This window comes from uncultured Ramlibacter sp., assembly GCF_936925435.1.
Lineage (GTDB): Bacteria > Pseudomonadota > Gammaproteobacteria > Burkholderiales > Burkholderiaceae_C > Ramlibacter.
Genome location: NZ_CAKZHQ010000018.1, coordinates 1 through 12,519, shown reverse-complemented (window position 1 = coordinate 12,519; position 12,519 = coordinate 1). Strand labels below are relative to the sequence as shown.

At 65.8% G+C, this 12,519-nt stretch carries 14 protein-coding genes; 13 read left to right on the top strand and 1 reads right to left on the bottom strand.

Annotated features, from left to right (window positions below; all coding sequences use genetic code 11):
- A partial coding sequence (locus Q0632_RS22355) for a YaeQ family protein (protein WP_367181178.1) occupies positions 1 to 77 on the bottom strand: 77 nt, incomplete at its 3' end.
- A 29-nt stretch (positions 78 to 106) separates the two neighbouring features.
- Here Q0632_RS22355 and Q0632_RS09050 point away from each other — a divergent pair.
- The 13 genes from Q0632_RS09050 to tolA are packed head-to-tail and all read left to right on the top strand — an operon-like array spanning position 107 to position 12,104.
- Positions 107 to 640, top strand: a complete 534-nt coding sequence (locus Q0632_RS09050) for a hypothetical protein (RefSeq protein WP_367181177.1) — start codon at positions 107 to 109, stop codon at positions 638 to 640.
- A gap of 9 nt (positions 641 to 649) precedes the next feature.
- The gene (locus Q0632_RS09045) at positions 650 to 4,087 is read left to right on the top strand and encodes a PilC/PilY family type IV pilus protein (protein WP_298927607.1); all 3,438 of its coding nucleotides are present in this window, start codon (positions 650 to 652) and stop codon (positions 4,085 to 4,087) included.
- A gap of 32 nt (positions 4,088 to 4,119) precedes the next feature.
- Positions 4,120 to 4,572: a type IV pilin protein gene (locus Q0632_RS09040; RefSeq protein WP_298927602.1), complete on the top strand. Its 453-nt coding sequence runs from the start codon at positions 4,120 to 4,122 to the stop codon at positions 4,570 to 4,572.
- A gap of 10 nt (positions 4,573 to 4,582) precedes the next feature.
- Positions 4,583 to 5,683 carry a bifunctional diaminohydroxyphosphoribosylaminopyrimidine deaminase/5-amino-6-(5-phosphoribosylamino)uracil reductase RibD gene (gene ribD / locus Q0632_RS09035; RefSeq protein WP_298927597.1) on the top strand — a complete coding sequence of 367 codons (1,101 nt, stop codon included), beginning with the start codon at positions 4,583 to 4,585 and terminating at the stop codon, positions 5,681 to 5,683.
- A gap of 45 nt (positions 5,684 to 5,728) precedes the next feature.
- Entirely contained in the window at positions 5,729 to 6,367 is a 639-nt protein-coding gene (locus tag Q0632_RS09030) for a riboflavin synthase (protein WP_298927592.1), read from the top strand.
- Positions 6,364 to 7,479, top strand: a complete 1,116-nt coding sequence (gene ribBA, locus Q0632_RS09025) for a bifunctional 3,4-dihydroxy-2-butanone-4-phosphate synthase/GTP cyclohydrolase II (RefSeq protein WP_298927587.1) — start codon at positions 6,364 to 6,366, stop codon at positions 7,477 to 7,479. Before Q0632_RS09030 ends, ribBA begins: the two co-directional genes overlap by 4 nt.
- 20 nt (positions 7,480 to 7,499) lie before the next feature.
- A complete protein-coding gene (gene ribH / locus Q0632_RS09020) occupies positions 7,500 to 7,964 on the top strand; it encodes a 6,7-dimethyl-8-ribityllumazine synthase (RefSeq protein WP_298927583.1) in 465 nt (154 codons plus the stop codon).
- Positions 7,961 to 8,500 (top strand): transcription antitermination factor NusB, encoded by a 540-nt coding sequence (gene nusB, locus Q0632_RS09015; protein ID WP_298927578.1) that lies wholly within the window; start codon positions 7,961 to 7,963, stop codon positions 8,498 to 8,500. The genes ribH and nusB overlap by 4 nt, the downstream gene beginning before the upstream one ends.
- The gene (locus Q0632_RS09010) at positions 8,497 to 9,690 is read left to right on the top strand and encodes a pyridoxal phosphate-dependent aminotransferase (protein ID WP_298927572.1); all 1,194 of its coding nucleotides are present in this window, start codon (positions 8,497 to 8,499) and stop codon (positions 9,688 to 9,690) included. The genes nusB and Q0632_RS09010 overlap by 4 nt, the downstream gene beginning before the upstream one ends.
- Positions 9,687 to 10,088 (top strand): tol-pal system-associated acyl-CoA thioesterase, encoded by a 402-nt coding sequence (ybgC, locus tag Q0632_RS09005; RefSeq protein ID WP_298927567.1) that lies wholly within the window; start codon positions 9,687 to 9,689, stop codon positions 10,086 to 10,088. The genes Q0632_RS09010 and ybgC overlap by 4 nt, the downstream gene beginning before the upstream one ends.
- Complete coding sequence (tolQ, locus tag Q0632_RS09000; protein ID WP_298927562.1) at positions 10,085 to 10,777, top strand: protein TolQ; 693 nt, start codon at positions 10,085 to 10,087, stop codon at positions 10,775 to 10,777. Before ybgC ends, tolQ begins: the two co-directional genes overlap by 4 nt.
- 1 nt (position 10,778) lies before the next feature.
- Complete coding sequence (locus tag Q0632_RS08995) at positions 10,779 to 11,207, top strand: biopolymer transporter ExbD (protein ID WP_298927558.1); 429 nt, start codon at positions 10,779 to 10,781, stop codon at positions 11,205 to 11,207.
- 6 nt (positions 11,208 to 11,213) lie between these two features.
- Positions 11,214 to 12,104 (top strand): cell envelope integrity protein TolA, encoded by an 891-nt coding sequence (gene tolA, locus Q0632_RS08990; RefSeq protein ID WP_298927555.1) that lies wholly within the window; start codon positions 11,214 to 11,216, stop codon positions 12,102 to 12,104.
- Positions 12,105 to 12,519 lie beyond the last annotated feature (415 nt).

Below are 12,519 nucleotides of genomic sequence, written 5' to 3'. Positions count from 1 at the left end.
CGGACCATCATGCGCTCGTCGGTCTCGCTGGGGTGGCGGGCGAGCGTGAGCGCATCTGGCTGACCAGCCGCACCCACCCCATCGCCGCCGGGACCAGCGTGGAGTTGTGCTTGTTGTCGCACTCATCATGCTTGTCGTCATTTCCCTGCTCGCCACGCTGAGCATCCGCAACGCGACGTCCACCGAGGCAGTCGCCGGGTCGGTCCGCACGACCGAGCTGGCCACCCAAGCCGCCGAGATCGCCCTCAAGCACTGCGAGCAGTCGCTGGAAAGCCTGATGAGCGTCTCCGGCGGTGGAACCGCCACCTACGCAACCACCGTCACGCTCGCCAACATCCTGCCTTACAACTCCACGCCGCTGTGGCAGTCGACGACCATCTGGGACAGCAATTCGACAGCATCGTTCGTCGTGCCGGTGTCGCTCGTCAACCAGGCAAGCCTGCGCAGTACGTACCAGCGCCCACCGGAATGCATGATCGAGCCATTGCCCGTCATGGTGACCGGCGGCACGACGTCATTCACCGCATCGTTCGTCGTGACGGCCCGGGGATTCGGCCCTGAAGTTCCGGCAGCAAACGCGGCGCGCAACCGCCCCGCTGGCAGCGAAGTCTGGTTGCAGTCCCATATCGAATTCCAGTAGAGGTGTCCAATGGCCCATCGTCTCATCCGCCAACTCGCGCTGCTCGCCGCCAGCACCGTCATCTCGCTGGCTTCGCACGCGCAGCTGGCGCAGGAGCCCCTGCTGAACCGGCCCAATACCGTCTCGCCCAACCTGGTTCTGATTCTGGACAGTTCGGGCTCGATGGACGCCACGTACATTTACCAGTACGGCAACATAGATTCTTCAGGCATGGGCATGCAGGGGCCCAATTGCTCCGGCGATCCCAACAGACCGTCGATGTCGCCGGACATCAATATGCTGCATTACGACCCGCGCGTGCGCTACTTCCCGCGCAAGAATTACCAGGGCACCGACATGACCTTGTCCAGCTCTGACCTGATCGACGACTGGCGTGTCTACTTCCGCAAGACCACAGGCTCCTACACCAATGGGCAGCTGTGCGACCTCAACAACTACCACAACCCCTACGCACCGCCCGACTCGCTGCTTGTGCTGGGTGGTTCCGGAAAAACGTACGAAATCAACAATGACAGTTCGGGCGGTAACAACCGCTCCAACCATCAGTTTCCGAAGTTCATCAACCGGGCTGATTGCACGGCCAATACCACTTGGTGCACCTACACCGAAGAGCGGCGCAACTTTTCGATCTGGAAAAAGTGGTACTCGACGCGCGCACGAATGACGCAAACCGGCATTGGCCTGGCCTTCAACGACATCACGCCCGATTCCGTCCGGCTGGGTTACAGCCACATCCGCCAACTCAACGGCTCATCAGTCCTTGCCCGCGGCGTCTCGACCTACAACAGCGCAGCCGGCGGCACCAAGGACTCTTTCTACACATGGCTCTACGGCCTGGACTTCGACAGCGGCACGCCCAACCTGGTGGCAGTAGACCGGGTCGGCAAGTATTTCTCGCGCACGGACAGCGACGGCCCCTGGGCCACTGTGCCCAACCCCGCTTCAACAGGCATTTCCACGGTGTCCAGCCCCTCTGGCCCGGGAAAAAACGAAGCCATCACCTCGCATGCCGGATGCCGGCGGTCCTTTTCGATGCTGATCACCGACGGCTTCTGGAATGGCGACGTTCCCACCACAGCGGGCAACGCTGACAACACGGCCTTCACGATCATGCCGCGGCCGTCAGGCGAGGCTTTTGTCTATAAGCCGGAGGGACCGTACAGCGACGGCGCAAGCAACACGCTGGCGGATATCGCCATGCATTACTGGGGCCGCGACCTGCGCACAGACCTGTCGGATCGCGTGCCGCGCATCGATACGGGCAGCATCAGCAACCCGTCCATCTGGCAGAACATGTCGTTCTACGCGGTCACCCTGGGCCTGGATGGGACACTGCCCCGAACCACCACCACTCTGGCCGAGCTGACAGCCGGGAGGACGCTGTGGCCGAGCCCAACGGCCAACAGCGCGAGTACGATGGACGACACTTGGCACGCGACCATCAACGGCCGCGGCGAAATGATCAAGGCCAACAATGCCAACGACTTGACGAACGCCTTGAACCGGATGTTCACGTCGATTGCCGGAACGCCCCAAACCCTGTCAGGCGTCGCGGTTTCCACAACCTTCCTGAAGAACGGCACCCGCAAATACAAGCCGGAATACATTCCTGGCACTTGGTCGGGCCGCCTTTCGGCGATCGAACTGGACGAGGAAACAGGCAATGACAAGTCTCCGTCCAGGGTGTTCTGGCAGGTCGAGAGCGGGCCCGCCGTCAATGGCGAGCCCGTCAGCCTGATCCCAGCCCCCGCATCGCGCAACATTGCGACCTGGAGCGGCTCCGTAGGGACGGTCTTCAATGCGGCGAACACCGGGCTGGATGCCGACCTTGTCAACTACGTGCGCGGCGACCCCAGCAAGGAGTTGCGCAAGACGGGCGGCGTCTACCGCAGCCGTGACGCCAAGCTCGGCGACATCATCAATTCCAGCCCGGTGTTCATCCTGGACAACCTGGACTTGAGCTACGAAAAACTCACTCCGGCAGGCAGCTTTGGCGACTACCGGAGGTTCTACAACGAGAAGAAGGCTCGAGCCGGGGTGCTCTTCGTCGGCGCCAACGATGGCATGCTGCACGCCTTTCCCGACAGCAATGGCGTGGAGAGCTTTGCCTACATTCCCAAGGCAGTCATCCCGAAATTGGAGAAACTTGCGGACGTGCCTTATGTCCATCAGTACTATGTGGATGGGCCGAATGTGGAGACTGACGCCTACCTCGAAGGCAACTGGAGGAACGTGCTTCTGGGCACCACGGGCGCCGGTGCAAAGGCTGTCTACGCGCTGGACGTGACAGCGCCTCTGGAAATGACGCCTTCGAAGATCATGTGGGAAATCAACACCACCACGACGGGCTTCGCGCAGCTCGGCCACGTGCTCAGCGACGTGCAGGCAGGCATCACAGAGAACGGCGATTGGGTCGCGATCTTCGGCAACGGTTATGGCAGCTCCGACGGTATTGCGCGGCTGTACGTGGTCAACCTGCAAACGGGCGCCCTGCTCAAGACCTTGAGCACGAACGTGGGAGGCACCAATGGTCTTGGGGGGGTTCGCATTGTCCGCAACGCCGCCCAGCGCATCATCGGCGCGTACGCGGGTGACCTCAAGGGCAATATGTGGAAGTTCGATCTGACCGGGTCGGTCGCCAACTGGAAGGTCGCACTTTCGGCCAGTCCGCTGTACGCGGCAGGCACCACCAAGCCCATCACTGCTACGCCAGCTGTCCTTCCCCATCCGAACGGCGGCAATGTCGTGACCTTCGGAACCGGCAAGTTCTTCGAGGAAGCGGACAAGGCCACGACCAGCGCGCAAACCATGTACGGCATCTGGGATTCGCTCCCGTTCGGCACCACCTCGGTGCCGGCGTTCTCTACTTTGACCGGTACGACCTCGCTTGTTCAACAGACGATCACGACCGTCCCAGTCGGAACACCCACCGTCAACTTCTTCCGCGTCTCCTCCAACCCGGTCAACTGGGGCAACGGCTTCACCGGCACCCGAGGCTGGTACATGCATTTGCCCAACAGCGGCCAGCGGGTGGTGTACCCCGTCGAGCGCATGGCGGGCACATTCATTCTCGCGAGCACCCTGTCGCCAGAAAGCAGCACACCGGCCGACCTGTGCGTCCAGTCCGGCAGCGGCTCCGGGTGGGTTTACCTCATCGACGGAATCACCGGCTCCGGCACCACCAAACCGACACTGGACACCAACAAAGATGGAAAGGTCGATGGCGATGATGCGCAGGTGAGCGGGTTCCTGGACCCGGTGGATGGGCGGCCGACGTCCATCATCATCGAGTCCACCAGGGAAAGGGAGCGCATCTGCATCGAAACCGCCCAGACCTCCTGTACGCGGATCGACATCCAGTGCGGCCAAATCGGCGCGGGGGCCTGCCCCATCACGGCAGTGCCCGGAGTGAAGTCGCGCGAATGGCGTCAGCTGTTCATGCGCTAAGCTCTCTGAGCCACCTCTACGGGAGAACTCCAGTGACGCATGCACCCACCCGCCGGCCTGGCGCCAAGCCCCATGGATTTACCTTGATCGAGGTGATGATCGTGATGGCGATCATCGCCATACTGGCTTCGGTCGCCATGCCGGCATACACAGGCTACGTGGCACGCGCCAAACGTGCCGAGGCCAGGGCGCAGCTGCTGCAGGCTTCCCAGTTCATGCAGCGCTTCTACGCAGCCAACGACCGCTACGACGCTGACCGCGCAACCAACGGCGTTGCCTCGCAGATGCCGGCCGCCTTGAAGCAGTCCCCGGCAAACGGCGGCGGGCTGTACTCACTCACCATCACCTCGACCGCCACCGACTACACGTTGACGATGGCGCCCCTGGGAAGCATGGCTTCAGATGCTTGCGGCGCGTTTCGCATCACGTCGACCGGAGTGCGTTCGGTCACCGGCAGCCTGAGCCGCGAGACCTGCTGGAAGTAGCGCCGCTGCAGTGGCCTCTGGAACAATCCATGATGCCCTGCGGCTTGCCCAGGCATCGCTTTTTGCGACCTCGCCCAACCCCCGCGTCGGCTGCGTTCTGACGGATGCCGGCGGCGCCTTGCTCGGCCAGGGTCACACCCAACAGGCGGGCGGGGCCCACGCTGAAATCATGGCGCTGCGCGACGCAGCCGCCAAGGGCAACGCCGTGCAAGGGGCGACGGCCTGGGTCACGCTGGAGCCCTGCTCCCACCATGGCCGCACCGGCCCCTGCTGCGACGCGCTGATCGCCTCCGGCATCGCCAGGGTGGTCGCCTCCATCGCTGACCCCAACCCGCAGGTGGCTGGTCAGGGCTTCGAGCGCCTGCGCGCAGCCGGCGTGCAAGTCGAGACCGGGCCGGGCGCAGCGGAGTCGCGCGAACTGAACATCGGGTTTTTCAGCCGCATGCTGCGCAAGACACCCTGGGTACGCATGAAGATCGCCGCCTCGCTGGACGGCAAAACCGCCCTGGACAATGGCGCCAGCCAGTGGATCACCTCGGAGGTCGCGCGCGCCGACGGCCACGCCTGGCGGGCTCGGGCCTGCGCCGTCCTCACCGGCATCGGCACCGTGTTGCAGGACGATCCCAGGCTGGACGTGCGTCTTGTCTCTTCGCCGCGCCAGCCCCATGCCGTGGTGGTGGACAGCCGGCTGGACACGCCGCTGGACGCGAAGATCCTGCAACCCGGGCGCCGCCTGTTCATCTACACCGCGGTGCAGGACGCTGGCAGGCAGGCCGCGCTGGAAGCGCGCGGTGCGACCGTCATCGCCCTGCCCGGTCCGGGCGGCAAGGTCGATCTCGCGGCCATGTTGACCGACCTGGCGCGGCGCGAAGTCAATGAGCTGCACGTGGAAGCCGGCTTCAAGCTCAATGGCTCCCTGGTGCGCGAGGGCCTGGTCGATGAATTCCTGGTCTACCTGGCGCCCAAGCTGCTGGGGCAGGGCCAGGGCATGGCCAGTTTCGGCCCGCTGACCGCGCTGGCGCAGGCTGTTCCCCTGGAATTTCGCTCCACCCAGGCGGTGGGGCCGGACCTGCGCCTGCTGGCCCGGATTCCCGGTCGCGACACTTTCTAAGGGTTTGCCCGGAAAGGGGGATCGAATCCCTGCGAAAATAGCGGCATGTTCACCGGAATCATCACCGGCGTGGGGCGCATCGCCGCCCTCCACGACCTGGGTCGCTCTTTACAGCACGGCAAGCGCCTGACCATCGAGGCGCCCGCCGGCTACCTGGATGACGTGGGCCTGGGCGACAGCATCGCCTTGAACGGCGCCTGCATGACCGTCACCAGCTTCGACTCCGCGGCCAGCAGCTTCACCATCGACATTTCGGCCGAGTCGCTGGACAAGACAGCCGGCCTGGACGGGCCCGGCCCCATCAACCTCGAAAAAGCACTGCGCGCCCATGACCGCCTGGGCGGCCACATCGTTTCGGGCCACGTCGACGGCATCGGCAAGGTGACCCGCTTCGAGGACGTTGGCGAAAGCCGCGAATTGCGCGTGCAAGTCCCCCCCGCTCTGGCCAAATACCTGGCCTACAAGGGCTCAATCACCATCAACGGCGTCAGCCTGACCGTCAATTCGGTGACCGACAGCGCCCAGGGCTGCGAGGTCAGCATCAATCTGATTCCCCACACGGTCGACAACACGGCCTTGCACACCCTGCGCAGCGGCAGCAGCGTCAACCTTGAGATCGACCTCATCGCCCGCTACGTCGAGCGCATGCTGGGCGACACACTTCAACAGAAAGCCAGCGCATGAGTTCCAAAGGCCCGGTGGCCATTTCCCCCGTCGAAGACATCGTCGCCGACATCCAGGCCGGCCGCATCGTGATCCTGGTCGACGAGGAAGACCGCGAGAACGAAGGCGACCTGCTGATGGCGGCTGAGCACGTCACACCCGAAGCGATCAACTTCATGGCCCGCTTCGGCCGCGGCCTGATCTGCCTGACCCTCAGCCGCGAGCGCTGCGAGCGCCTGCGCCTGCCCCCCATGGCCACCCGCAACGGCACCAAGATGGGCACGGCCTTCACTGTGTCGATCGAGGCTGCGCAGGGCGTGACCACCGGCATCTCCGCCGCCGACCGGGCCCGCACCGTGCAGGCCGCCGTCGCGCGCAATGCCACGGCCGACGACCTGGTCCAGCCCGGACACATCTTCCCCTTGCAGGCGGTGGACGGCGGCGTGCTGATGCGTGCCGGCCACACCGAGGCCGGCTGCGACCTGGCGGCCATGGCCGGCCTGGAGCCGGCCGCCGTGATCTGCGAGATCATGAAAGACGACGGCACCATGGCCCGCCTGCCCGACCTGCAGCTGTTCGCCGCGGAGCATGGCCTGAAGATCGGCACCATCGCCGACCTGATTGAGCACCGCAGCCGCACCGAATCGCTGGTCGAGAAGGTCGGCCAGCGCACGCTGCGCACCGCCTTCGGCGAATTCACCGCCCACGCCTGGCGCGACAAGCCCAGCCAGGGCGTGCATTTGGCCCTGGTCATGGGCAGCTGGCAGCCGCAGGACACGGTGCCGGTGCGCGTACACGAGCCACTGTCGGTGCTCGATGCGCTGGAGGTCGGCCGGCGCATGCACTCCTGGAGCCTGGACGCCAGCTTGAAGCACATCGCCCAGGAAGGCCGCGGCGTGGCCGTGCTGCTCAATTGCGGCGAGACGGCCGGCCAGCTGCTGGCGCAGTTCGAAGGCACGGCCACCGCGGCGCAGGCGCCCGAGCGCGGCCGCATGGATCTGCGCACCTACGGCGTGGGCGCGCAGATCCTGCGCGAGTGCGGCGTGCACCGCATGCACCTGATGGGCGCGCCGCGCCGCCTGCCCAGCATGGCTGGCTACGGCCTCGAAATCGCCGGCCACATCACCCCATAACAACACCAAGGAACCCCACCATGTTTGGCGCAGACAAAGGCAAGGCCGACCGTCTCGACGGCGAGGGCTTGCGCATCGGCATCGTGCAGGCCCGTTTCAACGAGGGCATCACCAACGCGCTGGCCCAGGCCTGTAAGGCCGAACTGGCCGTGCTGGGCGTGCAGGACAAGGACATCGACCATGTGCAGGTGCCCGGCGCGCTGGAAGTGCCGGTCGCCCTCCAGGCCATGGCCGAGAAGGGCCGCTACGACGCCCTGGTCGCCCTGGGCTGCATCATCCGCGGCGAGACCTACCATTTCGAGCTGGTGGCCAACGAGTCGGCCGCTGGCGTCACCCGCGTGGGCCTGGACTACCAGGTCCCGATCGCCAATGTGATCCTGACCACCGAGAACCTGGACCAGGCCATCGCCCGCCAGACCGACAAGGGCGTCGATGCCGCCCGCGTGGTGGTGGAGATGGCCAACCTGCTGGACGACCTGGGATGAGCGAAGACACCAAAGACACGCCGGCACCGCGCCCGGCCCGCCAGTCCCGCACCGGCGTGACCAGCACCGGCGCGCGCAAGGCCTCGGCCAAGTCCAACCGCAGCCGGGCCCGCGAATTCGCGCTGCAAGCGCTCTACCAGCACCTGGTGGGGGGCAACGACCCGCAGGCCATCGACGTCTTCACCCGCGACCTGGCAGGCTTCCACAAAGCCGACTCGGTGCATTACGACGCCCTGCTGCATGGCTGCATCAAGGAAGCGGCCGAACTCGACGCCCTGATCCTGCCGCTGCTGGACCGCAAGATGGAGGAGATCTCGCCCATCGAGCACGCCGTGATGTGGATCGGCGCCTATGAGTTCCAGCATGCGCAGGACGTACCCTGGCGCGTGGTGCTCAACGAATGCATTGAGCTGGCCAAGGAGTTCGGCGGCACCGACGGCCACAAGTACGTGAATGCGGTGCTCAATGGTCTGGCGCCGCAGCTGCGCAGCGCCGAGGTCGAGGCCGACAAGGCCAGCGGCAAGGCGCGCGGATGAGGGTTTCGCGCCGCGCCGAACGCATCGAGCCCTTCTACGTGATGGAGGTGGCCAAGGCCGCGGGCCAGCTGGCCCGCGAGGTGGCGCACAGCGACCGGCCCATGGTCTTCCTCAACATCGGCGAACCGGACTTCACCGCCCCGCCCCTGGTGCAGGAAGCTGCGATCCGCGCGGTGCGCGACGGCGCCACCCAGTACACGCAGGCCACCGGCCTGCAGGAGCTGCGCGAGCGCATCAGCGGCTGGTACATGCAGCGCTTCGGCGTGCAGGTGCCGGCACGGCGCATCGTCGTTACCGCCGGTGCTTCCGCCGCCTTGCAGCTGGCCTGCCTGGCCCTGGTCGAGGCCGGCGACGAGATCCTGATGCCCGACCCCAGCTATCCCTGCAACCGGCATTTCGTCAGCGCTGCCGAAGGCCAGGCCGTGCTGGTGCCGACCACTGCGGCCGAGCGCTTCCAGCTCAGCGCCGCCAAGGTCGAAGAGCACTGGAACGCCAGGACACGCGGCGTGTTGCTGGCCTCACCCTCCAACCCCACCGGCACCTCCATTGCCCCGGATGAACTGCGGCGCATCCACAGTTTCGTCAGCGCCAAGGGCGGCATTACCCTCCTCGACGAGATCTACCTGGGTCTGAGCCACGACGACACCTATGGCCAGACCGCCCTGGCCATCGACGACCAAGTCATCAGCATCAACAGCTTTTCCAAGTACTTCAACATGACGGGCTGGCGCCTGGGCTGGCTGGTCGTGCCCGATGCCCTGGTGCCGGTGGTCGAGAAGCTGGCGCAGAACCTGTTCATCTGCCCCAGCACCGTGGCCCAACACGCTGCCCTGGCCTGCTTCGATGCGGAGAGCATCGCCGAGTACGAACGCCGCCGAGCCGAATTCAAGGCCCGGCGCGACTGGTTCATCCCCGAGCTCAATGCAATGGGACTGACGGTGCCGGTCATGCCTGACGGCGCCTTCTACGCCTGGGCCGACTGCTCGCAGGCCTGCGCCAGGCTGGGCATCAAGGACAGCTGGGACTTCGCCTTCGAGGTCATGCAGCGGGCCCATGTGGCCGTCACGCCGGGGCGTGACTTCGGCACGGCACAGACCGCGAACTTCATCCGTTTTTCCACCGCCAGCTCGATGGCCCACCTGCAGGACGCGGCGGCGCGGCTGCGGTCCCTGCTGGCCCAGGCCGGATGAGTTTCTCCTTCCCGGTCCGCGTCTACTGGGAAGACACCGATGCCGGCGGCATCGTCTTCTACGCAAACTACCTGAAGTTCTTCGAGCGCGCGCGCACCGAGTGGCTGCGCGCGCTGGGCATCTCGCAAAGCAGCCTTCGCGAGAGCACGGGCGGCATCTTCGTCGTCGGCGACACCGCGGTGAAGTACCACGCGCCGGCACGCCTGGACGATGAACTCATTGTTACGGCACGGCTGCAGGACACGGGCCGAGCCTCTTTGATAATTGCCCAGCAGGCCACGCACAAGGGCAGCGACAAGCTGCTATGTGAAGGCACGATCCGTATCGGCTGGGTCGACGCGCAGAGCATGCGGCCTGCGAGAATCCCGCCCATCATCCTGGAAGCACTCAAACAATGAACCAAGACCTGTCGATCCTGCAACTGGTGCTCAATGCGAGCTGGGTGGTGCAGGCTGTCATGCTGCTGCTGGTGGGCGTGTCCATCACCAGCTGGGCGGCCATCTTCCGCAAGCTGTTCGCCCTCAAGCGAGTGAAGTCGCTCAACGACGACTTCGAGAAGGAGTTCTGGTCCGGCACCAGCCTGAACGACCTGTTCGCCGCTGCCGCGAAGAACGCGCGCACCGCCGGTCCGATGGAACGCATCTTCGCCAGCGGCATGCGCGAGTACCAGAAGCTGCGCGAGCGCCGCATCCAGGACGCCGGCACGCTGATGGACGGCGCCCGCCGCGCCATGCGCGCCAGCTTCCAGCGCGAGCTCGACACGGTGGAAATCAACCTGTCCTTCCTGGCCTCGGTGGGCTCGGTCAGCCCTTACGTCGGCCTGTTTGGCACCGTGTGGGGCATCATGCACGCCTTCACCGGCCTGGCCAGCCTGCAGCAGGTGACCCTGGCCACGGTGGCGCCCGGCATCGCCGAGGCCCTGGTGGCCACGGCCATCGGCCTGTTCGCCGCCATCCCCGCGGTGGTCGCCTACAACCGCTTTGCCCGCGACATCGACCGCGTGGCGATCCAGCTGGAGTCCTTCATCGAGGAGTTCTCCAACATCCTGCAGCGCAACCTGGGAGCCCAATCTCCCTCGGGCCACTGAGATGCCCGCAACCATTTCCCGCGGCCGCGGCCGCCGCACCATCAGCGAGATCAACATGGTGCCCTTCATCGACGTGATGCTGGTGCTGCTGATCATCTTCATGGTGACGGCGCCGCTGATCACGCCCAGCCTGATCGACCTGCCCAGCGTCGGCAAGGCCAACGCCCAGCCGGCCAAGGTGGTGCAGATCGTCATCAACAAGGACGAGTCGGTCGAACTCAAGACCGAGGAGAAAAGCACGCGCATGCCGCTCAAGGAAGCCGTGGCCGCCGCCCTGGCTTCGCAAAAGGGTGCGCCGGCCGGAACCGCTGCCGTCGTCATCAGCGCCGACCGCAATGTCAAGTACGAGAGCGTGGTCAAAGCCATGGACGCACTGCAGCGTGCTGGCGTGCAGCGCGTCGGCCTGTCGGTGCAGTTGAGCCCGAAGTAAGGCGCCATGCCCGCCGCCACCGACCGCATCGAGTTTGCGCCGCCGCCCCAGCCGGGCATGCTGCGCGCCTTCGTGCTGGCCGTCATCGCCCACCTGCTGCTGCTGGCGGCCCTGACCTGGGGCGTGCGCTGGAACAAGGAGTCGCAGGACCTGGCGGCCGAGGCCGAGCTCTGGTCGGCCCTGCCGCAGCAGGCCGCGCCCAAACTTGTCGAGCCGCCGCCGGCGCCTGCCCCGGTGCCGGCGCCCGCTCCCGTGCCCCAGGTGGCGCCGCCGCCCCCACCCGCCCCCATGCAGCGCGACGCCGACATCGCGTTGGAGCGCGAAAAGAAAAAGGCCGCGGAAGACAAGCGCCGCCAGGACGACATCGAGCGCCAGAAGAAGCTCGCCGAGCAGAAAAAGCAGGACGAGGCGAAGAAGCAGGCGGAGCTCAAGAAGCAGCAGGAACTGGCCCGCAAGGCACAGGAGCAGAAGAAGGCTGAGGCCGCCAAGGCCAGCCAGGCCAAGACTCAGGCCGATGCAAAGAATGCCGAGGATGCGCGCCGTCAGGAAAATCTGGCCCGGCTGCAAGGCCTGGCCGGTGCCACCGGTGGCGCCACAGCCACGGGCACCGCGCAGCGCTCCTCGGGCCCGTCGGACAGCTATGGCGGCCGCATCCGGGCCCGCGTCAAGCCCAACATCGTCTTCACCGACGACATCGCCGGCAACCCGATGGCCGAGGTCGAGGTGCGCCAAGCGCCCGACGGCACCATCACCGGCCGGCGCATCGTCAAGTCCAGCGGCTTCAAGGCCTGGGACGAGGCCGTGCTGCGCGCGCTGGACAAGACCGAAGTGCTGCCGCGCGACACCGACGGCCGCGTCCACTCGCCACTGATCCTGGAGTTCCGGCCGCGCAGCTGATGCTGCGCTATTTTTTTGATAGCATCCCAGGGCCATTTCCCGGGGGCTCCCGGTCGATTTCTTTCGCAAGCGCACACTTTGGTTGCATCCAGCCGGATGAGCACACCGCCACTGCCCGCCGACCTGCTGGTCCTGATGCGACGTGGTGCCTCGGTCATAGTCGGTTTCGCGTGACCGGCCCCACCGGTCCAGCCTGATGCGGGCCATGGACAGCCAGGTGGCAGTGGACACCGGTACACCATCGCCGTCTCCCTGTCGCGCCGCCAGGCGGGTCCCTGCTGGCAGATCTGCGCGCACGAGCTGGCCCATGTCGACACCACCGCCGCCCTGACGGGCGCCATGCACGCTTTCGACGAAGTGGCGGAGACACTGGATCTGATTGAGGGATTGGCCGCTGCGATCGTGATTCCTGGCC